Origin of the sequence: Trichocoleus sp. FACHB-90, from assembly GCF_014695505.1 — a bacterium.
Classification (GTDB): Bacteria; Cyanobacteriota; Cyanobacteriia; order Cyanobacteriales; family FACHB-T130; genus Funiculus; species Funiculus sociatus.
Window position 1 is genome coordinate 59,193 of the sequence record NZ_JACJOK010000017.1, and the last position, 25,666, is coordinate 84,858.

General features: G+C 45.2%; 25 protein-coding genes. 6 read left to right on the plus strand and 19 right to left on the minus strand.

The window, feature by feature from the left end:
- Positions 1–50: 50 nt before the first annotated feature.
- The 9 genes from H6F74_RS04465 to H6F74_RS29180 form a co-directional block, all read right to left on the minus strand.
- Complete coding sequence (locus tag H6F74_RS04465; RefSeq protein WP_190436930.1) at positions 51–431, minus strand: type II toxin-antitoxin system VapC family toxin; 381 nt, start codon at positions 429–431, stop codon at positions 51–53.
- Positions 431–655 carry a type II toxin-antitoxin system Phd/YefM family antitoxin gene (locus tag H6F74_RS04470; RefSeq protein ID WP_190436935.1) on the minus strand — a complete coding sequence of 75 codons (225 nt, stop codon included), beginning with the start codon at positions 653–655 and terminating at the stop codon, positions 431–433. Before H6F74_RS04470 ends, H6F74_RS04465 begins: the two co-directional genes overlap by 1 nt.
- Positions 656–756: 101 nt before the next feature.
- Positions 757–1,368 carry an HAD family phosphatase gene (locus tag H6F74_RS04475; RefSeq protein WP_190436938.1) on the minus strand — a complete coding sequence of 204 codons (612 nt, stop codon included), beginning with the start codon at positions 1,366–1,368 and terminating at the stop codon, positions 757–759.
- A gap of 130 nt (positions 1,369–1,498) precedes the next feature.
- Positions 1,499–3,421 carry a hypothetical protein gene (locus H6F74_RS04480; RefSeq protein WP_190436941.1) on the minus strand — a complete coding sequence of 641 codons (1,923 nt, stop codon included), beginning with the start codon at positions 3,419–3,421 and terminating at the stop codon, positions 1,499–1,501.
- A gap of 313 nt (positions 3,422–3,734) precedes the next feature.
- On the minus strand, positions 3,735–4,634 hold the full coding sequence (locus H6F74_RS04485; protein WP_190436944.1) for a hypothetical protein: 900 nt from the start codon (positions 4,632–4,634) through the stop codon (positions 3,735–3,737).
- Positions 4,635–4,734: 100 nt separating this feature from the next.
- Positions 4,735–5,958 carry a DUF4336 domain-containing protein gene (locus H6F74_RS04490; RefSeq protein ID WP_190437039.1) on the minus strand — a complete coding sequence of 408 codons (1,224 nt, stop codon included), beginning with the start codon at positions 5,956–5,958 and terminating at the stop codon, positions 4,735–4,737.
- Positions 5,959–6,423: 465 nt separating this feature from the next.
- Positions 6,424–6,897 carry a DUF3368 domain-containing protein gene (locus tag H6F74_RS04495; protein ID WP_190436947.1) on the minus strand — a complete coding sequence of 158 codons (474 nt, stop codon included), beginning with the start codon at positions 6,895–6,897 and terminating at the stop codon, positions 6,424–6,426.
- Positions 6,894–7,163 (minus strand): UPF0175 family protein, encoded by a 270-nt coding sequence (locus H6F74_RS04500; RefSeq protein ID WP_190436949.1) that lies wholly within the window; start codon positions 7,161–7,163, stop codon positions 6,894–6,896. The genes H6F74_RS04495 and H6F74_RS04500 overlap by 4 nt, the downstream gene beginning before the upstream one ends.
- A 17-nt stretch (positions 7,164–7,180) precedes the next feature.
- Complete coding sequence (locus tag H6F74_RS29180) at positions 7,181–9,793, minus strand: NACHT domain-containing protein (RefSeq protein ID WP_199300821.1); 2,613 nt, start codon at positions 9,791–9,793, stop codon at positions 7,181–7,183.
- A gap of 414 nt (positions 9,794–10,207) precedes the next feature.
- Between H6F74_RS29180 and H6F74_RS04515 the strand changes: the two genes are divergently transcribed.
- From H6F74_RS04515 to H6F74_RS04525, 3 genes are all read left to right on the plus strand, one after another.
- Positions 10,208–11,032: a M90 family metallopeptidase gene (locus H6F74_RS04515; protein ID WP_190436951.1), complete on the plus strand. Its 825-nt coding sequence runs from the start codon at positions 10,208–10,210 to the stop codon at positions 11,030–11,032.
- A 48-nt stretch (positions 11,033–11,080) separates the two neighbouring features.
- The gene (locus H6F74_RS04520; protein WP_190436954.1) at positions 11,081–11,260 is read left to right on the plus strand and encodes a hypothetical protein; all 180 of its coding nucleotides are present in this window, start codon (positions 11,081–11,083) and stop codon (positions 11,258–11,260) included.
- A 101-nt stretch (positions 11,261–11,361) separates the two neighbouring features.
- Complete coding sequence (locus H6F74_RS04525) at positions 11,362–13,650, plus strand: ATP-binding protein (RefSeq protein WP_199300822.1); 2,289 nt, start codon at positions 11,362–11,364, stop codon at positions 13,648–13,650.
- 126 nt (positions 13,651–13,776) lie between these two features.
- Here H6F74_RS04525 and H6F74_RS04530 read toward each other — a convergent pair whose 3' ends face one another.
- The 4 genes from H6F74_RS04530 to speD all read right to left on the minus strand — a co-directional run bounded on the left by H6F74_RS04530 (position 13,777) and on the right by speD (position 17,287).
- The gene (locus H6F74_RS04530) at positions 13,777–14,187 is read right to left on the minus strand and encodes an EamA family transporter (RefSeq protein WP_190436958.1); all 411 of its coding nucleotides are present in this window, start codon (positions 14,185–14,187) and stop codon (positions 13,777–13,779) included.
- A 120-nt stretch (positions 14,188–14,307) separates the two neighbouring features.
- Positions 14,308–15,300, minus strand: coding sequence for a cache domain-containing protein (locus H6F74_RS04535; RefSeq protein WP_206756287.1), 993 nt, complete (start codon positions 15,298–15,300; stop codon positions 14,308–14,310).
- Between the two features lie 36 nt (positions 15,301–15,336).
- Positions 15,337–16,824: an SET domain-containing protein-lysine N-methyltransferase gene (locus tag H6F74_RS04540; RefSeq protein WP_190436964.1), complete on the minus strand. Its 1,488-nt coding sequence runs from the start codon at positions 16,822–16,824 to the stop codon at positions 15,337–15,339.
- A gap of 61 nt (positions 16,825–16,885) precedes the next feature.
- A complete protein-coding gene (gene speD, locus H6F74_RS04545) occupies positions 16,886–17,287 on the minus strand; it encodes an adenosylmethionine decarboxylase (protein ID WP_190436967.1) in 402 nt (133 codons plus the stop codon).
- A gap of 452 nt (positions 17,288–17,739) precedes the next feature.
- Here speD and H6F74_RS04550 point away from each other — a divergent pair, with 452 nt between their 5' ends.
- Positions 17,740–20,019 (plus strand): ATP-binding protein, encoded by a 2,280-nt coding sequence (locus H6F74_RS04550; RefSeq protein ID WP_190436971.1) that lies wholly within the window; start codon positions 17,740–17,742, stop codon positions 20,017–20,019.
- Here H6F74_RS04550 and H6F74_RS04555 read toward each other — a convergent pair.
- The 5 genes from H6F74_RS04555 to H6F74_RS04575 form a co-directional block, all read right to left on the minus strand.
- Positions 20,003–20,143, minus strand: a complete 141-nt coding sequence (locus H6F74_RS04555; protein ID WP_190436973.1) for a hypothetical protein — start codon at positions 20,141–20,143, stop codon at positions 20,003–20,005. The two genes, H6F74_RS04550 and H6F74_RS04555, sit on opposite strands and share 17 nt — an antisense overlap.
- An 18-nt stretch (positions 20,144–20,161) precedes the next feature.
- Complete coding sequence (locus H6F74_RS04560) at positions 20,162–20,737, minus strand: hypothetical protein (protein WP_190436977.1); 576 nt, start codon at positions 20,735–20,737, stop codon at positions 20,162–20,164.
- Positions 20,738–21,114: 377 nt separating this feature from the next.
- Positions 21,115–21,657, minus strand: a complete 543-nt coding sequence (locus H6F74_RS04565) for a GNAT family protein (protein WP_190436979.1) — start codon at positions 21,655–21,657, stop codon at positions 21,115–21,117.
- Positions 21,658–21,849: 192 nt separating this feature from the next.
- A complete protein-coding gene (locus tag H6F74_RS04570) occupies positions 21,850–22,710 on the minus strand; it encodes a hypothetical protein (protein WP_206756288.1) in 861 nt (286 codons plus the stop codon).
- A gap of 185 nt (positions 22,711–22,895) precedes the next feature.
- Positions 22,896–23,570 carry a GNAT family N-acetyltransferase gene (locus H6F74_RS04575; RefSeq protein ID WP_190436986.1) on the minus strand — a complete coding sequence of 225 codons (675 nt, stop codon included), beginning with the start codon at positions 23,568–23,570 and terminating at the stop codon, positions 22,896–22,898.
- A gap of 356 nt (positions 23,571–23,926) precedes the next feature.
- Here H6F74_RS04575 and H6F74_RS04580 point away from each other — a divergent pair, with 356 nt between their 5' ends.
- Together H6F74_RS04580 and H6F74_RS04585 are read left to right on the plus strand one after the other, a co-directional pair.
- Complete coding sequence (locus H6F74_RS04580; protein ID WP_190436989.1) at positions 23,927–24,256, plus strand: UPF0175 family protein; 330 nt, start codon at positions 23,927–23,929, stop codon at positions 24,254–24,256.
- Positions 24,249–24,647 (plus strand): retroviral-like aspartic protease, encoded by a 399-nt coding sequence (locus H6F74_RS04585; RefSeq protein ID WP_190436993.1) that lies wholly within the window; start codon positions 24,249–24,251, stop codon positions 24,645–24,647. The genes H6F74_RS04580 and H6F74_RS04585 overlap by 8 nt, the downstream gene beginning before the upstream one ends.
- A gap of 95 nt (positions 24,648–24,742) precedes the next feature.
- On the opposite strand, the gene H6F74_RS04590 is transcribed toward H6F74_RS04585, so the two are convergent.
- Positions 24,743–25,606, minus strand: coding sequence for a neutral zinc metallopeptidase (locus H6F74_RS04590; RefSeq protein WP_190436996.1), 864 nt, complete (start codon positions 25,604–25,606; stop codon positions 24,743–24,745).
- Between the last annotated feature and the right edge of the window lie 60 nt (positions 25,607–25,666).

The following is a 25,666-nucleotide window of genomic DNA, read 5'->3' on the forward strand; positions in this document are numbered from 1 at the left end:
AGAATGTGTTTATAAATTACCAGCCTCAGAACGCTCTTTTTGTGTGCTACTTACCACAGCCGAGTAACTGGATAAGCATCAAAGGCAGAATCAGCACTCAGGATCGGTATCCTTTCCACCATAGACTGTGCAATCAAAAGCCGATCGAATGGATCGCGATGATGAAAAGGTAGCGCCGCAATAACATCAATATGGTCTAGATTGATAGAAAGCAACTCGATGCTGTTTAAACTAAGTTGCTGCTCTATAAATATCCTAAAGGGTAGACCAAAATTTAGTTTACCACTGCTATGCTTAATTGCCATCTCCCAGATACTAGCTGTACTGAGCAGATTTTGGTTATCCTCAATTAGCGATCGCAATCTGGGGCTGATTCTAGGATTGCCCATAACAAACCAAATAAAGCTATGAGTGTCCAGCAGTTGCCTCATTACATATAGTCCTTAAAGTCTTCTATAGGATCGTCAAAATCCTCGGATATTGTAACCAAGCCTTTAGCACTGCCAAACTGGGGGCGACGTTTAGCTGGCGACACTGGAGTTAATTTGACAACAGGCCGATCGTCTTTGGCGATGACGATTTCTTCGCCTCTAAGTGCTGCTTCGATTAAGTCGGGTAGATGTTTAGATGCTTCCTCGACATTTATTTGCTGCATGGCTATAACCTCTGTATTCCTAGATTTATCTTGACATCAAAAATCGGTTATTTGGTGCGAATTTGGCGACACTTAGTGGATGCGATCGCATCCAATAAGTGTCAAAAAGTACCAGCTTCAGAACGCCAGAGGACGCGCACATCAATTACCCGCATTAAAGCGCGATTAGCGGCTTCTATTCCTCCGTCGCTATCTTCATAGACAATACATTCTTCTGGCGCAACTCCCAAACGCTTCGCAGCTAATAAGAAGATGTCGGGAGCAGGCTTACCCTGCGCTACATCATTCACAGTTACAACAGTATCGAAAAGATATCGCGAGCCAATAGCATCCAGGGTTGCTTCCACCAGAGGGCGATGACCACCACTAGCTACAGCCATCGGCACTTTACCATAGTGAGTCCGGGCAATATCAGCTACTGCCTGAATTTCCACTGCCGTATGTGCTAAAGCAATATAACGACGCTGCTTATCTGCAAATGTCAATTTTTCATCAAGACTATAACCAAATTCGCTGTTAAGCGTGCGGATAAGTTCCTTTGCAGATATGCCACTTCGCTTAAAGAACCATTCTTCATTTAACTCTACACCGAACGAGCGCAGCGTCGCTGTCCATGTCTGAAAATGAATAGGCATGGTATCAGCCAAAGTCCCATCACAGTCAAAAATTAGTGCGGCATAAGGTGGCTGTGGGAGAATAGGTTTTGTGTTCATGTGGTTAGGTTATTCAAGCTAAATAGCGATCGCGTTCTAATCCTAATACGGTTCACGAATAAGTTAAAAATCCCCAAGTGACCGTAGGTTGGGGAGCCACCCCCAACCTAGAATTAATCAAAATTTACTTCTATTGAATCAGAATGATTGCCTCTTGAGCTTTAGTATTTAAGGCTTTTTGAAGTTCTTGCCCAACTTTCGCAATCAGTTCGTTAAAAGTCTCCCGATTCTCTGTCAACTGTTTTCTAAAAACATTTTCTAACTCAGGATTCATTTGTTCGCAGATAGAATCAAGTTTGCTATCGCTTAAAAGAACGCCACGACTCCAACTAGGAACATCCACATTTTCCTTGATGGCTTCTTGGGTTTTGCTCCGAGTTATCTCCACTCCGGCAGCAAGTACAGAAGCACCATATATTAGCACAATCGGCCAAGTCAAATGCCCCGTGAGAACCAGAGCGATGATGCTACCGATAGTACCTCCACCAATCACCACATTGACGATAAATCCCACTGTATCAGCAAGGATAGCATCCCCAATTGACAGCTCCGGGTTGACTACGGCAGGGTCGATCCCTTCCTCAAACCTCAAGCTGCTTCTGGGTATTTGGAACTTTCGACAAATCGGGTCGGTTTCTGCGGCTAAGTCGGGTTGAATTTTGCTGTTAAACCAAGTGACGGATTGATTTTTGATGATAAGTCTGGCGCGATCGCTTTTAATCCACTCCTCTGCGCTTCCCTTCAAGGCATTTTCCAAATCGGCTAAAGTCCGTACTTTGTTGTTTCGCCAATCTTTCAGACCTGGTTTAACTACATTTTCAATCAAACCCTGCGATAAAGGTAACGTCAGCTGTTCGATTAACTCTGGGATATGTCTCTCAACGAGTTCTTTCAGCTTCTTCGAGTCGAACAGTTGCTTGACTTCTTCTTTAAATGCACTCGCACGCATATCCCATCGTCCTACCCGCGATAAACCTAGTGCAATGCACCGTTCAGGTTCTGGATCTGGGCGAACCTGTGTTTCGGGTTCGGGGAAAATCTCCTGGCAAATATCGCGGGTAAAGTTCATGCGAGATGCGCCGCCAGTCATCAGCACAACTTTCGGAACAATACCCTGTTGGTCGAGTTTTTCCTTCGCCTCAGTCACCGCCTCCCGAAAAGATTGAATCCAACTCTTGTCTTCTAGTTCAGATAAGGGATGGTTCAAAATCTCCTGCGCGATCGCTTGATTAACTTGCGGAACAAAGTAAATTTGTTCGTTAATTGACTCGAAGCCGCGTGCAAATGTTTGCGGATGCTTGTACAGTTGTTCGTTAGAAAAGTAATCTTCCTTAGCTTTGCGACAGGCGAGTTCGCAACGAGCTTGGTGATGAGGAAACTGCCCAAAAACTCTTTCGAGTAACGCTTTCTCTTCGTGGTTGGCGAGAGTCCGGGCAAAAATCGCCTTGTCGATTAGGGATGCTCCTAGGGCGTTGCTCCCGAAATCTATCGGGATCTCGTGCAAGCTCTTGACCAGAGTAAAATCCGTAGTTGAGGAGCCAATATCGACAATTAGCACCGACGATTTGAGCTTGTCGAAGTCCAGTTTACCAGCTTCCTTGGCTTGCATGAAAGCCGCCCGCGACTCCGGTACAACACTCAGTAAACCAATGCCAGATTCCTTCAGTAGCTTTTGGTATTCTTCGCGATCGCTTACCGACCATCCTGACGGACACCCAACATAAAACTGGCTAGTCTCTCCACCTTCAATCTGTTTGCTTTCTTTTAAAAGGCGGTAGTAGGTTTCCACAAAACTGCGGATAGTCTCTCTGTAATTTGGATCGTTGTTGGGTTTTTGCTTAAAAGAAATTTTTAGCTGAGTAACGCCAGCTTGAATTAAGGCTTGTTCTCCAACAAGATAACCCAGTTCCGGATGCCAGCCAAGCGCAGTTACTTGAACCTTCTTATTATTAACCTCAAGCATCTCTGGAGGTTCGATGCTTTCAACCCTCGCCTTAGCCACAGCTGTTTCACCGTGTCCCAAATCGAAACCAATTGTTTCTAAAATTTCCATACTTTTTCTATCCCCTAATTCTTATTTTGAAGGGGAAACACTGGGTGCATTTCCATTTTGCAAAAATCTCGCCCCAGGCATCTTGCCTACGCTATATCCACAGACAGGCGAGATGTCTGTCCGAGGAATTGAAAAAAATGGGATGCTATAGCAATCCTAATCCATTTATCAAATTCTCTCTCTTCCTCCCTGTTCTCTGGGTCTTTGCGGTTCGTTTAAAAAAGGTAGTCACAAATCAAATAGGATTGCTATACCAAAAAACTTTTTAAATGAAGACTTTGGCACTCATGCACAGCTGTAACAACAAGACAATTTACTCTCTAGTCTCAGAGTAAGCTGGCTCAACAACTCGACCTCTTCGGAGTAAGCGATCACCTTTCATCAAGGCAGGAGTTATAGTTACATAATCTCTGGCTTCAGGGTCGATACTTGGCTCAAAGTCAAAATACTCGCGCCCACTATGCTTGTCGCCTGGTTGATAAATCTGGGTTCGTATTCCCTGCTCCATTAAAATCTGGGGTAGAAGTTTCGTCAGTTCAAGCGCCATCTGGGGTTTTTGCAGAAATGACGCACCCGTTAGCCTCTGAACAACATTCAGGAGTTCGGGCAACTCTTCTATTCCACTACCTTCCAGTGGTTTTTTCACTTGTTCAGCCGAGGCGACTGCAAGATCGATAGTGTTGAGAGCATCACCAAGGTTGTCCAAAAAGGCCTTGCTATCAACTTGCATAATCAGCTTGGGTGGTGCGACAGGCTGCTGAGAGTCGGAACGATTTTCGCCGCCTCCTTCGAGTTGGAACACAACTTCCAGCCCTACCAGCACAGTCATCAACAAGATGTCCATCCAAGCCCCAACGGTATCTTGAGTCAAGGAAAATAACGAACCTAAGATGCTTATACTGATGAGTCCCTGTAAGACTTTCAGGATTAAGCTGTTGGAGAAACCTCTGACTTGCTTAACGATTTTCTCAGGCTGTGGCTGGGATCTCGTTTCGTTGGCAGCCGTGAGAGTAGCGATAGACTGTCGTAGCGTGTCCAGAAAAAAGGAAGCTAGACGAATCTGCCCCACGCTCAACTCACCGATGTAATTCCTCTCAAGATTATCGAGTCGGCTTTGCACCAGCTGAACTACCTGTTCCAGGTTAGTTGCCTTGTCAATCTCTGTCTCCAGTTGGTTGCGTTCTTTACCAAAAAGCGTTATTAGTGTTTTCATCACCCAAAAGCGCAACGATCGGTGTCTTTTTCAAGTTTGGCGTACAGCTGAGGCGAGTAACAGAAATTTCGTCATGATTGACGTTCTTTTGCCAGATTCCTTACAGCTTTTCCCTTGGCGGCGACGTGATGCGGAGCTTTGTCAGCATCTCCTCAAGTTCTCTGAGAAATTCAAAATCCGCCGCAGGTAGGCGCTGATGGCTCGCAAATCCTCCTTCAGCTACGGATAGCTTCTTCTCTAAGAAATCGAACGCCTGCCGGAACTGACGCGGGTTTGCCTGAATGGGCGAGTCAAAGTGGCAGCCAACAATCCGCTCAAAATCCCAACGGGCTACCTTGTCAGCCCATCCCAGCACTGTTCTTGGTGCTTGGTTGAGAATAATCGTCTGTAGAATCGGTGCTACAAACACGCGACCGCCGCCTCGCAGTGCATCAAACGATTGTTTCCAATCTTCCTTCCATTGGAAGGGAAACCAACCGAAATAAGCCTTCTTTGACCGATCTGGCGCTTTCAGGGCATCGCGAAACGACTTGCCTAATTTGGTCGCCTCTAGCGCACTCGGTCGGAAGTAGAACGCAAACAGGGAGATACGCTGCCATCCCTTGCGGCGACTTTCCTCATTGTCCTCAACGACATCAAATACATCGTCCTTGGCGTGGAACAGCAAGGGGTACGGGTCAAGTTGGACGATTTCCGGCGGATCTTCTGGCACAGAAAGCACGGAGTCTGTCACAAGTAGCGTGCGCGATCGCTTGTGAAATAATGCTACTTCCCCAAACGACCCCCGTCCCAGATTGATGTACAGCACCTCGTAGTCAAACTCATCGCCAAAGGGCGCTTCAGCGCTGTCCTCTGGGAGAATGTGGGTGCGTTTAGTGGGAAAACCGAGCCAGCTTAAAGGGAGGTTCACCGGGAAGCTCCACTGATTCGGAGCCACGAAGACTTCTGCGTTCGGAAAGCGTCTGGCAAAGGGGCCGACGAAAATCTTGTGTTCTAAACCGGAAAGCGTTGGCAGGATGATGTACTTAACATCGCCGTATCGTTCCACCAACTCCTTGACGAGTCGGATACACTCTCCTGTCGGCGCGACTGGCGCATAAATGAGAAGGCCGCCTGCTTTGAGCTTAACGACGGTCATCCGAATCGGTACGACAGCATAGAGAATGCCCTGCACTTGGTCGAAAGTCCAGATGGTGTCCTTGACCACTTCTTTGCGGAGTGTCCGCCGGGTGCCGTATGGATAGAGTGGCAAAGCAGGCCAGAAATGCCATGTAAAGTCCCCAGGACGGATGCTCTGTTGCTCCTGTGTTTCCTGCACGTTCATCGCGGTTCTATCCACGCCACAACTCCTCCCGAATTCCCAACGCTCAACCTATTTTTAATCTAATCTCCAGAAGTTAGAGTTGATCAAAGGTTGACACAATAATCTATCTAAAGGTTGCGTTTCTTGAGCTATCTGTCTGTAGAGATAGCGATCGCAAGATTGTTTAACGACTCACATCTTGCACTAGGCGGTTGAAACCGCAGCTAAACAAACGAAACCTGCCTACGCAGGTTACAAACCCTTAATTTTCGGTTAGCCAAGGCAGGCGGACTTAGAATGCAATAGCCCCAGAATTCCATTTTGAGGGCTTGGTGCAAGATTGTTTAACGACTTAGATGAGTCCCCGCAGATAACCTTTGACTCTCACAGATAACCTCTATACGGTCGGCTGCATCGATTTATTAGCCTGGTTGCATGGTACGTAGGCTTAACCTTGTAAGGTGTCTTAATTTACACACTGAAGTTTTAAGAGTGCTTGTCTAGCAACCTTTGAAACAAACTGTCAGATGCCCAAAAAGATGTGTTTTGAAGGCTTTGGACAGCGGCAGGTAGATCGATGAGCTTCATAGTTGCTGCCTGATCTAAAATTCCCAGGATACCCGTGATGACCAAGCCTCTGTCTGTCGCAGCGCGCCGTGCCTTCATGTCGTCTAGCAGAACTAAGTCTGCCTTGAGTTCTTGGGCTAGAAGGATAGCTGCACGTTCTCCGGGATCGAGCAAATCTGCGATCGCATCCGAAGGTTGGTTGACAGGTTTAATTTTGAGCCATTCGGGTGGTGTAGCAATCCAGTTTTGCACGGGTAGAGGTGCTGCCGCATCAGATAACTCGCTGTAAACTTCCTGGGGAATGATGATTTGCTTGAACAGTTCGGTTAATAGATCGATGTACCCAATCAAAATAAGGTAGTTGATTGGAGAAGTGTTGGAGACAATAATCATTCCTTGGTTAAAACATTGCGAATCGCTTGGACATCTTGTTCTAGATCGTCTTCAGTGTAGGGTAAGTAGGCTTTTTCGCGCTTGAGGAACTCATAGGTTTCCCAACGGGATGAGAAGTTGAGCATTCGGCGGACTTCGGCAGTTCCAATGCGTCCTTGGCGATAGTTGTCAGCCGCAATGAGTTCTAAAATTCGACGGGAGATGTTGGCAGGTTGCAGTTGCAGTTGATTGGCGATGTTGTCAGGGAGTTCGATCGTGATTTGCATGATTTGTTTTCCTTTGCTTACGGTTGATTGTGACGTTCTTGCACAGCTTGGTAGAGGCGACGTGACATTTCAATAGGGATTCCAGCAGGGGGACATAGAATTTTTAGCCATTCGATGCCACCTGCAAGGAGAACTTTGGTGAGATCAGGAGTGGATTCGATCAGTTCGAGGAATTTTTGGATGAAGGTCTGCTTTTGTGGTTCGGTAGTAATGGGATAGGTTTGAGCGAGTTGATTTAAGAGAGCTTGAATCTTTTGGGCAGCTTCGGCAAGGTCTTGTTCGGTTACGTTCTTGACATTTTGTTGAAATTTGATATTGCTACCTTCAGCAGCGTAATTAACACCGATAGTCGGATTATGTTGATTGAAGTTGACGATTGGTTGTTTGTCAGTCATGATAGTGACTCCTAAAGTTGATAGGTCAAAATCTGTTGTCTCTCGCACTGCTGGTGGAGGAGATTGGGCTATTTCATAGTTGTAAAACTGGCAGCGTGATTGGATGTAAAGAATTAGTTCAAATATATCTCTAATAAACCTTTCATTCAGGGTTTCAAGAAGACGTTGAGAAAATGCTACAGAGGTAATTTCATATAAGCCTTTATTATCTTCTTGAATAACTTCAGAAGTCTTAAATTTTACAGCAAAAACGAAAATATCTATTGCCTCCTGTAAATTCAACTCTGCAAGCCTGAGAAGAGTTACAAAAATATCCCTTACACACCCCTCTTTATTTTTCAGAGCCAGCAGTAACTCTTCATCCCGATAATTTCCTTCTTGAGCTGTACTTAGGCTTCCAATGAACGTCTGACACTCCTGAAAATGATCGAGAGAGAATGGATTTCCCCATTCCTCAAATAACACTCTTAATAAGGTGAGGATTGCTATAGGGCTACAGATGTTCCATAAATTAAAAATTAAATCAGCAATATTGGAACCAATGCTCAGATGATATAACTTCTCACGAACAGTCATACTCTGTTCAAATCGCCTCTGTTTTTCGATAATATCTCTAACCGTAAAGCTTGTACTATCAGTTTTGTCAAATCTTAAAACTCTAATAAAACCTTTGTTCTCAAGAAATTCAATTAGTTCGGAATTATTTATTTCGGAAGATATTTCTACCAAAGCAGAAGCAGCAGAATAGCAGACTTCCTGGTCTTCACTACTTGCTAGTTGCATTAACTCATGAACTTTTGTCTGAAGTTTTGCCTTTCCGAATAACCAATATTGAACTGGAGGTGACAAATGACAATTTTCTAAGAGGGTGATAATTTTTGGAAGATGGCTCTGTCGTGCAGATTGGATTAGTTTTGCAGTTAAATTCAAATCTATATCCAGCCCGATCTCTATTATTTTTTTTGCCTGGTTTTCATTGTCAGTTATCTCCAGCAGCCCAAGCATGATGGCAATCGGCTCTGTCCATTTCAGGTAGTTGAGATAATGACACTTCAGTTTCGTCTCACCTTTCTCATCCCTCAGAAGTTCAGGTAAATATTGTAGTAAGTATTCAGCCGCATAGTATTCCTGGATTAGTTGATGGTGAAAACTAACTTCCCTATCAGAGACTCTTTCCAAAAAGTGATATTTGAGTAACTCTTCAATCCGGGATGAAGCACCATGAAGATCGTTAAACTTTTCAGCAAGGACTTTTTCTGCTCGCTCATCAGCGATTGCCAAGCTAGGATCGTTTGGCTCCGGGGAGTCCAGCATTGTGAACGCCAGATGTTCCAGCCAAGGATTCCAGGCTTCGCGACGCTCATCTGTAACGGGTGCGTCTTCCTTGTATTTTTTGAAAGAGCGAAAAAATTGACGGAATGCGTCTCCCAAAGTCTCTACAACAGCGCCCTTCTCCTGAAACAAGTGATACAGCATCCACAAAACAAAGGGCGTGCGGCTTAACTCTCGATTATCTCGGCTCAACAATTGCAACACCTGTTGCCCTTGACTGGGCATACATTCTCGCAAGAAGCGATCAATTTCTGAAGAATTGAGAGATTGAATTTCCAATCGCCTCTTGATGCCCAGAGTGCCGCTGCCTTCTCGTGCTGTGCAGATGAAAGGGACGTTGCAACGTTCACACTTTTTACGAAATTCCTCAAGTTCTGTGCGGACTGTCCCTGCTGACATTTCGTTTAAGCCATCCAATATCAAAATCAGGCGTTTGTCTTGAAACAGCAGTCTTTTAATGTCTGAAATTTCTAGCCAGAGTTCTGGCTCAAGATTATCTTTAATTAGCCCTAGTATGCCTGAAGGATCTTCAGAGCTAGAAAAACGGACGTTGTATCTTTTCAACGGAACCAGCACGGGAATTCGAGGTTCTGCTTTCCCAAGCTCTTCTTTTGCAAAACTGACCAAACAACGCAAAAGCGCGGTTGATTTGCCGACACCTGGTGAACCTATCAGCAAAATATGCTCAGATTCGACGTAGTTCTGGATTCCTTTGAATATTGGCAGCGAGACTATTTCCGGCTTCTCCCCTGGCTTCTTCTCCTCAGTTTGCACCATCTGCTCAAATGAGAAGGCTGCCTGTTGAGCCGCGATTGTTTCAGTCAACGCATCCACAGCCCACCACTGCTCGTAGCGATGGCAGATTTTTTGTAGATAGCACTGAAACTCGCTAGGGGCAATCATGTGAGAGTAAAGTTATATCCATCTCAAGAGAGTCTTCTCTATAATAGGCAGGTTATTCGGCATGATGCATAGATGAAATAGGTGCCGGGATTGAGGGCTGAGAGTCTACTGAGCGATCGCGTCTGCAACTACAAATTTTAGAGAACTGTAAGCCAGCAGCAATTTCCTGATGTACCATCTGGGCTAGACGATCCCCTTGGTCATCTGTCGTAGCTTCATGCGCCTTCCGCGCTCGCTCATCTTGTAGCTCGGCAAGGAGACGAGCCGCGATCGCTCTGGCCGTTCATTCCCATCAGTGCGATCGCTCTGTTTTTCCTGACGGACAATCAAGATGTAATCCTATCGAGTAATTCAGGGATATTTTATCCCACAAGCTTATCTGTAAATCAGACAGCATAAACTGCTTAAAAGTCAATGTTTGAAGCAATAATTATTTTTCTAATCATTGGACTGATCATCACTGGGATTTTAGTTAATCCTGCCCTAGTTAAACGACGCAGAAATCGTTTCAAACATCGTCCTTTTCCGCCCCTGTGGAATGCGATTGTTGAGAATAATCTTCCTATTTACCTTCTTCTCTCTCCCGTTGAACGAAAACGGCTTCAGGGACACATTCAAGTATTTTTAGCAGAAAAACAATTTATTGGTTGTGGAGGATTAGACGTAACGGAAGAAATGAAGGTGATTATCGCGGCTGTCGCGTGTTTACTCCTACTCAACCAGCGAGAAACCTACTTTCCTAAACTTCGTTCAATTCTAGTTTACCCCAGCACGTATCTTGTTAATGAAACAGCTTATACAGGTAATTTTATTGTGGAAGAAAGGCGTGTAGCCAGACTGGGGGAATCGTGGACAAATGACCAACTGGTACTGTCTTGGGAACAGGTGAAACACGATACTTACAATTGGCGGGATGGACATAACGTTGTGCTTCATGAATTTGCCCATCAGTTGGATCAAGAAGATGGTAAAGCTGAGGGTGTTCCTATTTTGCACCGAAACTCAGATTATCCTATTTGGGCAAAGGTGATGACGGAAGAATATCAACAACTTTGCAATGATATTCAACGAGGCGTAAAGACGGTAATGAATAGTTACGGTGCAACGAATCCCGCAGAATTTTTTGCCGTAGCGACAGAGACTTTCTTTGAAAAACCGCACCAATTGCTGAAGAAGCATCCGGCACTTTACGAACAACTACAACATTACTACCAACTAGATCCAGTGCAATGGGTTTAGATATGTTCAACTCAATCTAAGGTGAGGGGCGATCGCATACTTTAACTTTTGCTTGGGAAAAAACTGAAGTGCTTCTCCACCCGTGGTAAGAGAACCGAGTTGGCGATCCATTCCATCCGGCGACAAGTCAGGGAGGCTGCTTCATTGCAGACTGAAGCGAAACCAGGCAATTCTGGCAACGGGGCTGGAATTAAGCTGCGATCGCTCTCGTTTAAGCCTTTCTACTGAAACTTAAGCTCAAATGGTATTTTTCCACTCCATTCGGGAACTATAAACTAAGATTGACTACTTTTGTGTACTTACTTGAAACTTTCTGCTGAGCCACTCCCTTGAACATCAAAACAGATCGTCCTGCTAAGGCTACTCAACAGTTTCCCCTGCGTCTAATTCTTATAGTTCCCTTTGTATTACAAATATTTGCCGCGGTAGGGTTAGTTGGCTATCTCTCATTTATCAACGGGCAGAAAGCAGTCAATGACCTAGCCAATCAACTGATTGACAAAGCCAGTCAACAGGTTGGCGAACACTTGGATACTTATTTGGCACTGCCACAGCAGTTGAACCGAATCAATGCAGATGCGATCGCTTCTGGACGATTAAATCTGAATAACCCCAAAGCGAGTGAGCAGTATTTCTGGAGTCAAGCCAGAGCTTTTAAAAATCTTAGCTACATTGGCTGTGCCTTACCGGATGGCAGAGAATCAGGTGCGGGGCGTTGGGCTAATGGCGTGAATCTTCTCGTCTATGAAAATCCCCGCAGAGGCGGTCTGGCATCAGACTATCTCGCTGACGAGCAGGGAAATCGTGTCAGTCTTGTGCAAAGCTATCAGAACGATCCGTTAGCGAACCTTTGGAATAAACAAGTGCTAAAAACACGTAGACCAGGCTGGTCTGGGATCTCTACGTTTGAGACAAGCACTGTAGAAATCGCTGAAGCAGGCAAGGCACTGAAAAGCCAAAACACCGTTTCCAATGTTGGGATCAATTACTATGTCGCAGTCCCCGCTAGATATCCAGTTTATGACCAGAAGGGTAATCTGTTGGGTCTTCTGATGGTAGATTTGCTGCTAACGAATGTGAGTGAATTTCTTCGCAACCTGAAAGTTAGCCCTGACGGACAAGTCTTTATCATGGAACGCGATGGCTTGCTGATTGGCAGTTCCAGCACTCAACCAGTGGTACACAAAGTCAATGGTGAGACAAAACGCCTGAGTGCGCTAGAAAGCTCAGATCCGTTGATTCGCGCTGTGGCAGAAAAATTAAAACAACAATTTAATAATTTCAAAACCCTTTCAAAAACTCAAGAAATTCAGGTGACTTTCGACGGGCAGCGTCAGTTTATTCAGGTCACTCCCTGGCGCGATCGCTTTGGGTTAGACTGGCTGGTGGTTGTCACCGTGCCGGAATCTGATTTCAATTCCCAAATTAACGCCAACACTCGCACAACTATCCTGCTGTGTCTGGGAGCATTGGCAGTAGCAACCCTCTTGGGAATCTACACATCACGCTGGATTACTCGTCCCATATTAAAGTTGAGCCAAGCATCCGAAGCGATCGCCACCGGACAGTTAGACCAAACGGTTGAAAGTACCAACATCAAAGAGTTAGATGCGGTGGCACAGTCCTTTAACCACATGGCTTCTCAGTTACAAGATTCCTTTAACGAACTAGCGCAGACTAACGCCGAATTGGAAAATCGAGTTGAAGCAAGGACGGCAGAACTTTCACAAACTCTTACTGATTTGCAGCATACCCAAATACAACTGATCCAAACCGAAAAAATGTCCAGTTTGGGACAATTGGTTGCGGGAGTAGCCCATGAAATTAATAATCCGGTTAACTTTATTCATGGAAATTTAATACATACAGAAGAATATGCCCAAAGCTTGCTGAATCTGGTAAATCTTTATCAGCAGGAATATCCCAATTCCACTGCAAACATTCAAGATGAGATCGAAGAGATAGACCTCGACTTTTTAAGGCAAGATTTTCCCAAGTTGTTGGCTTCAATGCGACTAGGAGCCGAGCGCATTCGGGAAATTGTCAAATCTCTCCGCAACTTTTCCCGTTTAGATGAAGCAGACTTCAAAGAAGTGGATATTCATGAAGGATTAGATAGCACATTACTAATCTTATTCAACCGCTTGAAACCCACTTCTGATCATCCAGGTATTCAAGTCCTTAAAGACTATAGCCAAATGCCGTTGGTAGAATGCTATCCGGGTCAACTCAACCAGGTGTTCATGAATGTACTATCGAATGCAATTGATGCGTTGCATGAATCCGATAAAAAACGTACCTTTCAAGAGATTGCAAGTAATCCAAGTACCATTAAAATTTCTACAGAATTAAGTCATTCTAATTGGGTGATTGTTCGCATAGCCGATAACGGTCAAGGAATGGCTGAGGATGTGCGAAGCAAACTTTTTGATCCCTTCTTCACCACCAAGGCGATTGGCAAAGGAACGGGTTTAGGACTCTCCATCAGTTATCAAATTGTGACCGAAAAACATGGCGGGAAATTATATTGCCATTCCGCACCCGGACAAGGAGCAGAGTTTGCAATTGAGATACCCATTCGCCAAACCATCAAACCCCTGAAGGGCGCGTTGGCGTAGCTTTGGGAAGCGCGAGAGAGTATACGCCCCACTTCGCGATCGCGCCCTAGCAATTAACTTAAAATTCCCGCCTTCTATTAATAACTAGCTCAAAGACCCGTTGCAACTAGCTATTTTGATAAATCCCTAAGCGGTTACTAGAATCATTGCTAAAATAGCCAGCGCAATTCCCACACTCTGCTGAAGTGTGACTGATTCATGTAATATAAATACCGCCAGAAGGATGCTGATAACGGGGTAAAGAGCAGATATCGTTGCCACCAAAGTGACTGGGCCTTTAGAAACTGCCATGAGGAAGCAAAAAGCACCTAGAAAACCTAGCATCCCCGTGGTTATAGCAAATGCAATCCCTTTGGGATGTACGTCCAGTTGGAATCGCGAAGAAACGAGGACGATTATCCCTAATATTAAAGCGCCCACTACTTCGTAAACAATCGCACTTCTTGGCTGCAAATAGCTCGTGGTCAGTTTAGGAATAAACCCCCAAAATCCCCACACGACTAAAGCGCCTAATGTTGGTAAGATCCACCCTTGCATTGTTTAATAACCTCACATTCAAACAATAATTAGACCTTTTAATCTTTGTAGAGACGGGCATAGCACGTCTCTACAAAAGAAATGTTACTGCTCACATTAAAGCAGGATGGCTATCCGCAATCAAATCAAATCCGATTTAGGTACGCCAACAACCACAAGCCAGTTCAATCCATATTCCTCCTGCCAAGGAGTTACATAAACAAACTGACGATCGCCGTTTAATGAGAAATCAAACTGTTGCTCCTGAATCGTTTGAAAGTTGTTAAACCGTTTTTGCAACTCTTCAGCAATGGAACGAATTCCTAGATTTGGCGTGTTGAGAGCATTAAACCGTTCCAATCTGCCATCCACTCTATGGACAATGGAATGCTCATCAGCACTGCCAACCAACATTCCATCGCGCTCCATAATAAAAATTTGTGCCGAAGGACTGACTTTGAGTGTACCCAGAAACTTGCTGATTTCGCTTAGTAGCACATCAACAATTGCTAACCCAAACAGCTTGCCATCTTTGTCATAGAGTGGACGTTCGGCATTAACCGCCACATAATTCTGATAACCGACATTAGAAGAGGTATCTTCAGGTTGCACAGACTCTTCATCAGCAACCTCTACATCATCAATATCAGCCGTGAAAATGTGAGTCCAAATCGGTTTACCTGCCGCAAGCGCCTGTTTATGCCAAGGCTGCGACAGGGCATCATAATCATAGCTTTGGATTAGATGGGTGCGGTTTCCTTGCTCATCGGTTGCATAATCGCAGCCTTTGAAATTCCGATTTTCGTAGACTGACAATTGGGTTCTCTCAATCCATCTTCCAGCGCCTGATTCTTTACTGCCATCAGTTAAGGCAAAACCAATATAGCTAATACTGGGGAAGATTTTAGCAAGCCTCCATAAATGCTGCTCGCTAGCGATCGCGTTGTTGAGATCCAGTTGACCCGCAGCAACTATGTCTGCATTCAGTTGATTCAGTTGGTGGGGTAGCGCCATATACGCGGTCAACCGTTCGCTGACACGCTGACCAGCTTGGCTGATTAATCGATATGCCAAGTGATGGACTGCTTGGGTCAATTCCACTTCGGCTGAATTTGTTTGATGTTGATCTGTCATTTGCATACAGAATTTTGTTGGTATCATTGACAACTATCAAGGCTGAGTGGAAGCTTCCAATACCCGTTGTGCAAGCATTTCTGTCTGCATCAAATTTAGGGAATAGGTGGAATTTTTTCCCGGTTTGCAACAAGATGCAAATTGAATGTCTCCGCGACATTTAGGAGATCCACACATACACTGAAATCCCTCCATGTCTTCACCACAGAATGCAGCAAAATCTACGGTTAATTCCTCACCCGCCTTGATATCCCGTAGCGCAATCAGATCGAGTCCCTGATACCCGGTGTTGGGGTCACAAGAGTGGTTTTGTAATATCCAGTTCCCTGGATTTGAGTCACGCAAAACCAGAATATTTTCATCCAAAGGATAGATATAACGCAATAGAGATCCTTGCTCTGCTTCAGTCCAGTGAGATTGAACGTGAGAACGGGTGACAATGCGTTGTGTTCTTGCTTCTCCTGGCACGATTGCATCGCCAGTTTTGAAATCCTGAGTCGCAAAAATGCCATAAGTTGCGATCGCACTTTTGCCTACCCGATATTTCTTTTGACGGCGTTGGTGTCCGGTAATTCCCTCGGCAATTATCTGGTTAATAAATCCCGCGTGACCTGCTGTATCAAACTTCAGAATATAATCCGCTACCGTTTCATTACCCTGAGTACCAAAAACAGCACAAGGAGAATTGACTTCTAGGAAAAAGATTTCTCCATTCTCGTCAACTCTCAAGTCAATCGAAGCATAACCCCCCTGATTCATTTCCAAAAATAGCCGTCTAGCCGCATCTCGCAAACTTAATTCAAGCTGCGGATCGTTACAAGGAACATAGCATTCTGGATGACTTTGGCGGAGTTTTAGATCGTAAGATTGAAAATGCTCATCCTTGGGCGGAACAAACTCGATTGGTTGATACACAATAGGCGAACAAGCATCGTCTGGGTTAGCAACCAAAAGCACTGTGAACTCCCGTCCAGCAATGTACTCTTCAATCAGGATGGTGTCGAAGTCAGCAATTAATTCAGTGGCTTTGCTTAACAGAGCCTCTTTTGTAGTTATATGCGATCGCGCATCAATTCCCAGACCATCTCCGGACGCTGCTGGTTTTACAAACAAAGGAAAATTTAGTTCAACAGAGGCATTTTCTACATCAGTCAGCGTTTGGGCAACCCAAAATGCTGGCGTATCAACTCCGGCAAAATAAGCAATATGCTTCATTTCTTGCTTAGGAGAATCATACAAAGTTGTCGCAGAACCCGTGTAAGGAAGGTTCAGCGCTTCCAATGCGCTCATTACTTCATGGCAAGAAGGAACATCCCAATGTCTATAACCTCGACAAAGATTGACAAAGATATCGTAACCCTCTTTCTTCAACTCTTTTAACTGACGGTAGATCGTCGCTTTATTCAGAAGTACAGAGTTTACTTCATCTTCTGGTTTGAGATTTGAGAAATAACTCGGTGAAGTGTAGGAGTCAAAGTTTACCGTCGATGGAGAATAGTCAGGTTGCAGAACGCATACTTTCATTTTGGAAATCTCGGAGAGTTGTTTTAGTTGTGGAGTTCTAAAAGTTGGCGCTACTTGACTTTTAAGCTACAGAGTGAAGCAAACAAGCTGAAGTGCTTGTCGAGACTTTTAAATGGCGACCTCGTGTAGCCTCAGCATAGGAAAACTGAGATGGCTCAAAGTGAAGCTTTAGATAGTCCATCAGGCGTAAAAGTTGAAGTGAACCATCTGAACAATGAAAGATATCAATTGAGGCATGACCCGTCTCAGGATAAGTATGTATCGAAACATGAGATTCACTGACGATCGCCACTGAAGTCACCCCAATTGGATAAAATTTATGGCTGAATAGTTGCACTAATGTAAAATTGGCTACTTTCAATCCTTCTCGCATCACTTCTTCTATTTGGTCTAGATCATCCAAAAGCTCTGTGTTACGGCAATCACTGAATTCAACAAGAAGGTGAGTTCCACAAAATTCCATAGCTAGTTACCTACAACTTTGCTTGCATGACCCTGATTGAATCAGCCCCAAAATCCCCGCCCAGCACTAAATAACCTGGAAGTACGTTTACCCAGGTCTAACGGTATAGCCACGTTATCAGTGCCAGCAGCAGAAAATCTTGTGACCTTATTAGTAGTTTTCCCAAATCAGCAACCAAATTCACACTAACTTCACAATATTGGAATTTGTTTTCCCCAATCAGCAACCAAATTCACACTAACTTCACAATATTTCGATTTGTTAAGCCGCAAGCCCCGAATCCTCACTTTGGCTTTGTTGGGGTAAGGTATTGTCTTTTGGCATTGCTGCATGATTAACTTGACAATGCCATTCACCCTAAATTTGAACGATATCTTCAAAAGCCGTTAGGAAACTAACCTATTTGGGAACTCTAAAATTATGTATAACGTTGTGTTCTCTGAGTAACGCCAATGAATGCCAAACCTGGCTATGCTGCTAAGGCTACTCAACAGTTCCCCCTGCGGCTGATTGTGATAGTTCCTTTTTTATTACAAATATTTGCCGCGGTAGGGCTAGTTGGCTATCTCTCATTTATCAACGGGCAGAAAGCAGTCAATGACCTAGCTAATCAACTGATTGACAAAGCCAGTCAGCAGGTTGACGAACACTTGGATACATATCTGGCACTGCCACAGCAGTTGAACCAAATCAATGCAGATGCGATCGCTTCTGGACGATTGAATCTGAATGACCCCAAATCTAGCGAGCAGTATTTCTGGAGTCAAGCTAGAGCATTTGAAACACTTAGCTATATTGGCTATGCTCTACCGAATGGTGCCGAATCAGGCGCTGGGCGTTGGGTTAATGGCGTGAATCTCCTAGTTTATGAAAATCTCCCTGGAAACGGTGCAGCATCGGATTACACCGCCGATCAAAAGGGAAACCGGAAAAGCCTGGTGCAGAGTTATCAGGCTGATCCTTTATTGCCACCCGGAGTGAAAGACATTATCAAAAAAGGTAAGCCAGCCTGGGCTGCTATCTATACCTACGCATTTGAGAATACGGTACAGATTACGGAAGCAGGTAAGGCAATAAAAAGCCAAAGCGGCACTTCGGATATTGGTCTTAATTACTATGTTGCAGTTCCTGCTAGATATCCCATTTATGACCAGAAGGGCAAGTTACGCAGCCTTTTGATGGTAGATTTGCTGCTAACAAATGTGAGTGAATTTCTTCACAACCTGAAAGTTAGCCCTTCCGGACAAGTTTTTATCATGGAACGCGATGGCTTGCTGATTGGCAGTTCCAGCACTCAACCAGTTGTACACAAAGTCAATGGTGAGACAAAACGCCTGAGTGCGCTAGAAACCCCAGATCCATTGATTCGCGCCGTGGCAGAAAAATTAAAACAACAATTTAATAATTTCACAACCCTTCAAAATACTCAAGAACTTGAGGTGAAATTCAACGGGCAGCGCCAGTTTATTCAGGTAACTCACTGGCGCGATCGCTTTGGGTTAGACTGGCTGGTGGTTGTCACCGTGCCGGAATCTGATTTCAATTCTCAAATTAATGCCAACACTCGCACAACGATTCTCCTGTGTCTGGGAGCATTGGCAGTAGCAACGATTTTAGGGATCTACACCTCACGTTGGATTACTCGTCCGATCTTAAAGTTGAGCCAAGCATCCGAAGCGATCGCGACTGGACAGTTAGACCAAACGGTGGAAACGACCAACATCAAAGAGTTAGATGCGGTAGCACAGTCCTTTAACCACATGGCTTCTCAGTTACAAGATTCCTTTAACGAACTGGCGCAGACTAACGCCGAATTGGAAAATCGAGTTGAAGCAAGGACGGCAGAACTTTCACAAACTCTTACTGATTTGCGGCGTACTCAAGCACAAGTGATCCAAACCGAAAAAATGTCCAGTCTGGGGCAATTAGTTGCGGGAGTAGCCCATGAAATTAATAATCCGGTCAACTTTATTCATGGCAATGTCACCTTTGTCGATGAATATGCTCAGAATCTTCTAGAGTTAGTGCAGCTTTACCAGGAGGAATATCCCCTTCCCACACCTGCAATTGAAGCCAAAATTTTTGATATGGATTTAGAGTTTATCAACGAAGATATGTTGAAGTTACTCTCATCTATGAAATTGGGGACTGAACGCATACGAGAAATTGTTAAATCGCTAAGAACGTTCTCTCGATTGGATGAAGCGGACATGAAAGAAGTGGATATCCATGAAGGAATTGAAAGTACGTTGTTGATCTTGCAACATCGCCTAAAACCAAAACCAGACCGCCCAGCGATTGCAGTGATTCGAGACTATGGAAAGTTGCCCCTTGTGGAGTGTTATCCGGGACAACTCAACCAAGTCTTAATGAATATCGTGGTAAACGCGATTGATGCACTGGAAGAAACCAAAGCCAATTGCACCTATCAGGAGAAAAAAGACCATCCCGATCAAATTACTATCTCCACTTCAGTGATTGATTCGCAATGGGTGCAAATCGCGATCGCAGATAATGGCGTTGGTATTCCAAAAGACGTTCAGCAACGGATATTCAATCCCTTCTTTACAACTAAACCGATTGGGAAGGGAACGGGGATGGGGATGTCCATCAGCTATCAAATTATTACGGAAAAGCATGGCGGCAAATTGGAATGCTTCTCCACTCCTGGTGAGGGAAGCGAGTTTGCGATTCAGATTCCCATCCGTCAACAAGTCAGCGCTGCTGTCTAACGGCATTGAGGGGATGCGAGACGGACTGAGCAAGCTTAGGGGTATAACTATGAATGAATGCCAGCGCGATCGCTCTAACTTCATCAAGAATGCGATCGCATAAATCAGTTTTTGCTGCACGCACTCCTGTACTTCCTAACCTCTAGTCGGGTAATGCGAGTCCGGTTCGAGGATCGCGGATATAAAGCCCTAGAACTAACGAATCCATAACCGTATCCCACACAGGAATCAGGCGATCTGCATCGTCCACCCAGTAGTCAAAAGTAATCAGACACTGAACACCAGAACCTAGCCCAATACAGATTCGGGAATAAGCTTCGCGCTTTTCTTCAGGATCAATAAATTTGAATTGAGTCCAAACGATGCGGGCAGTTTGGCGCTTGAGTTGAATAATTTCCCCTTGCGCGATCGGCTGACGCTCATCATCTTTAACCACCTTCCTTAATAGCGGAACCAGCGGAAAATCTGCCCAGTTGCCAGGGGGCAATAAATTAAAAGAAGCTTCTAAGCGAGCATCATCGTTCGGTGGCTTTTTGTCTAGAAACCGGAATGACTTCTCATCCGGCTCAAAATGCCAATCCTCAGGGACATCGAAGCGCAACGCCCCTCGTCCTGCTACGAAGATCCGATTTCCTGGCTTTGATTTCCAGTTGTGGTCTTCTTTTAGCTCTAAGGTTTCCTTAAGCCATTGGAGATTGTGCTTTTTCTTCTTAGACATAGCCGCCCCAGTGTTGACCTCCCTTTTATTTTGCCGTAGGTTGGTTTTAACTGTAGATGTTTGTTGGTGCCATGTCTGACGACAAGCCGCTCAAGCGTCTACTCTCATTAACCTACCCTAAGCTATTCAAATACTTGCTCAACGTGGAAATTGCCGTGTTTTGGTGCGACTGTATCCTTGAATATAGGGCATGGCTCTCTCCTGTTGCTCCCACACTCGATCCTAACTCCTCCACCGATGGCGGCACACATGAACGCTGGTATCTAAGCCGGGACAAACCAATGGGTTGCTTGGGTTCGTTCTGATTTTATTTGTCAGAGTCCTAATGAGAATTAGGTTAAGGTCGCACGCTAACACAGCGCCTTGTTAGCCTGCTGTTATTCAACCTTTGCCTCCCATTCCTGCTTCAAGATGCCGTATACGAGGGTGTCGTGCCACTGTCCCCGGATGCTTACATTCTCTCGCAACCGACCTTCTTGGCTCATGCCAAGCTTCTGCGCCAATGACACCGCCCCTCTATTTTCAGCGATACAGTGTGCATAAATGCGATGCAGGCGAATCTCTGTAAAGCCAAAGCGCAGTAGCAGGCGACCCATCTCAACCGGATAATTTCGACCCCAATGCTCAGGAGCCAATTCACACCCAATTTCTGCTTCTGGGGCATCGGGATAGCTCTTACGGATGCCACAGTTACCAATCAGCTTCTCCTGTTTTTGTAGAGCTATTGCCCACTGATACCTCCATCGGGGCTTCTCCTGCTGCCACTGGAGGAAGCGATTAACGAAGGCACGAGCGTCCGCCTCAGTGCGCCCGGATGGATAAAAGCGTTGGTATGCAGGGGTGGATTGATATGCTAAAACGGCTGGCCAGTCGCCTTCCGTAAATTCGCGCAGCAGCAGGCGATCAGTTTGAAGAAGCATGACTAAATTCCGAAGTTAAAACCAACTTCAACTTCAGTTTACCTGCCACCAATAACCTACGGCACGGCTCAACGCAGTAGGCAGGGGGCTAATTCTTATTTATGCGATCGCAACCATGAATAAAAGATAGCGATCGCTCTTTTGGGGTGTAGAGTCAAGGCGGCAGATATCTTTTTACTTTAAACTGACAAATCACGTTCCGTCAGGTGCAGGCGGATTGTTAGACTGGTCGCAATCGAGAGCTAGCATACCATTCTTGGCAAATACACTGAAACCATCTAAAAATTCGATGGCTGCTTCATTCTCTGCATGAGGTTGATTTTGCTCATCAAGCAGCACTTTATGTGGACGTTGACAGGTGAAACAGAAATCTTGAAATAAAAATGTCCAACCACACTCAGAAACGTATGTTCTGAGTGTGTGCCATAAGTCTTCTTCTATGAAGCATCCTAGCTCAGAGGTGCAGAAATCTAGCAATCCACAAATACTACATTCTGTATCTGGTGAAACCAAACCTGTGGTCAAATAGAACCAAAATTGCTCAATTTGCCTTTGATGATTGGGTTTACCGGATTTCCAGATTAAAGATAATTTTTCACTATCACGTAGGCTTAAAGGTATCAAGCTATTGAGTGGGGACGAGAAACTAAATTGTTTATGCAAACTGTTCCATAGCTCAATATCGAACTGCTGTCCCACAAGTTCAATCAGCGGACAAACAATATGTCTACGAAAAGAATCACGAAAAAATCCATGTTTGATTAATTGATTTTTAACTTTTCTAATGATGTTGTTCAGCTTACGTTGATTGAATAAGTTTGCAGCCGGATGAATATGGCTTATAAAGCTGAGGTTGGCTACACTACGCGGACTGTCAAAATAGTATATGTCCGGTATTTCTGCGTTTGATATTTTCTTGTAAACTGCCTTGATTGCGGAAAAGGCTCTTGTTTTATCAACTGGCTGGGTTGAGATTGCCATTGAATACCATTTCATTCGATAGTCAGCAATCAGAGCTTTTTGCTGTGCTGTCAATTCAGGAATCTTTAACATCCCTTAGCATACTTAACTGGTCTGAGAGCTTACTTTTACCTACAAAGTTCTCACTCTAACTATTAACTATACCGCTGCGATCGCCTCTCGACGTGAACAGCGTTGTCTAGGCTTGTAAATACGAGATATGTAGAATCCCACCGATCGCCGAAAAGCCTGCACGAGCGTAGATCCGTGCTTCTGCTTCATGGGCAGCCATTAAAAAGGGTAGAGAGATACCCGCAGGCTTCCTGTACCAATCGAGTTGTGAGCGCTCCTGCCACACCTCGACGGCGGAAAGCAGCACGTACACCAATACCTGCAATCTCTGTTGTTTGATCGCTCGGTACAGAACATACACCTGCTCCTATAGGCTCACCCGTTGCCGCAATCCTAGCAAGGACAGCGATTCCACCTGCTGCAAGACTGTTTCGGAGTCGGGTGACAGCTGCGGGGTCTGGTGTAGGATCACCGTAAGCTTCTTGCTGAACTGTGACTATGGAGAGCAAGTCAGCATCAGATGCTGGCAAAACCAACTCAATACCTGGAGGTATGGGAAGGATCTGTTCTGCTCCAGGAGCGCACGTCATGAGCGGCAGATGACCCTCAATGCGAAAACCCAAATCGATCAGTACCCCTTCGACGGCAGGCGCTAACTGCGCGATATACTCCAAGCGCGGCTTCCGCAAACGTTTTTCATAAGCCGCGATGAGGGCAGTCACGTCTGCGGGTGAAGGTGTGGCATGGTCATCGGGAATGGCATAGTTGAGAAAAGGATTGTCATTGGAAGGGGTGAAGGTGGCGAGAAACGAACCTATTCGTTCTGTGTCGCGTTGGTGACTCGCTGCAACTCGTAGAGATGATTGAATGCGCGAGTTCATAAAACTGCCTTTATTACGGAGCGTATGGCAAGGGTTCAGAGCTTTAACTTAGCATTGAGCGCTAACATACAACTTTGAAAGGCTGCTCCCACCTATAATTTAACGCGATCGCTTCTTGTCAGCTACGCGAGCGCAACCATGAATAAAAGATAGCGATCGCTAGCTTCTCAACAGTCATCTGCAATTCTCAACCGAATGTCTCCAGCACGTTGACGCGATCGCTCATACTAGAATTCAGGCACCAGCATTAGTTGGAGTAGCCCCATGTCTGGAGCAAGAACTTACAGAGCTTGTCTTGCAAGTTGTCGATGAGCGATCGCCTAGCATAGAGTTATACTGCCTTTTAGTTATTACCCATGAACTCAGTTCAAGAGCCTATTAGTTTAAGCGTTTCCTCAGCATCTCTTCAGCTAGGAGAAAAAGCAATTCGGCTAGAACTTGCATTACAACTATACACGCGGAAGATTCTAAATTTTGACCAGGCACAGCATTTAGCAGATGTTTCGGCACAAGAGTTTCAACACGTCCTGCAACAGCAAAATTTGTTAGATAAAGATGGGATAAACAGCATTCATCCTTTAGAAACGGGAAAACTTTACGAAGTATGGATACCCTGTGATGCACCGGAAGCAGCAAAAACCTTGATGCAACTTTTGGCAGCAGAGCAGGATCAGCAGGATGCCTGAAGCACAACGTTTTTCATTCCATCAACGGGAGTTGCCTTATTTGCCGTTGCGATTGAGTTATCAAAACACTTCTGTCGATTTGGAGGCGTTGCTGGATACAGGTTCAACGGTGAATGTGTTGCCTTACGAACTGGGATTACAGTTGGGAGCAATATGGGAGCAACAGACGGCAGCATTGCAACTGGCGGGTAATTTAAGTAATATCGAGGCACGAGGCATCGTCTTAACAGCGATACTGGGGGAAATTCCCCCAGTTCGTTTGGCATTTGCCTGGGCACGCTCGTCGAACATTCCAGTAATTCTAGGTCATGTAAACTTTTTCCTAGAATTTGATGTGTGTTTCTATCGGGCTGATGCTTGTTTTGAGGTACGGCGTAGGCGGGAAGCTTGATGTAACAAACCATTCTACGAAAATGGCAGTTGCTTTGCTAATCCAGAGTAGCTCGATGCGATCGCTTCCTATTAAAATTCAGACACCAGATATTGTTACGGATTTGCTGCGGCAAAGGTGTTGCATTGTGCAGGATCTCCCGTCTGAATACCCTGCTTAAACCAGCGAACTCGCTGCGCTGAACTGCCGTGAGTAAAAGAATCTGGGACAACACGCCCTGTTGACTGACTCTGCAAACGATCGTCGCCAATACTGCTGGCAGCATTTAGCGCCTCTTCAATGTCCCCTGCTTCCAGAATTTGCCGGGAACGATTGGCATGATGCGCCCAGATGCCAGCAAAACAGTCTGCTTGCAACTCCAACCGGACTGAAAGTTGATTCGCCTCAGCGCGACTAGCTTGACGCTGTAATGTACGAACTTTACTCGAAATTCCCATTAAATTCTGCACATGATGCCCAACCTCGTGAGCAATTACATACGCCTGGGCAAAGTCTCCGGGTGCGTTGAGTTTATACTTCAAATCTTGATAAAAACTTAAGTCAATGTAGACTTTTTGATCGGCAGGGCAATAAAACGGCCCAACAGCAGAATTTGCAGAACCACAAGCCGACTGTACCGAATTTGAGAAGAGAACTAACTTAGGCTCGACATAGTTTTCTCCGTTTTGGCGAAACAGGGTACCCCATGTATCTTCTGTATCCGCCAAGACAACCGAAACGAAATCAGCCATGCGATCGTTCGCAGCAGATGATTGTGTTCGAGGAGACTGGGAAGAAGTGCGATCGCTCGGTACTTGTTCTTGTCCTTGCTGCAACACTGCACCGGGATCTCCTCCCAACAGGGCAACAATCACCGCCAGAACGATTGTCCCAATGCCACCCCCAACTAGAGGGCCAGAAACCCCACCCCCGCGCCTGTCCTCAACGTTGCTGCTTTTACGACCGAATTCCCAGCGCATAGCTTCAAGTCTCCAAACTACTCAACCCAGCAGAAGTAAGTAAGGTGCTATTTCACCTGA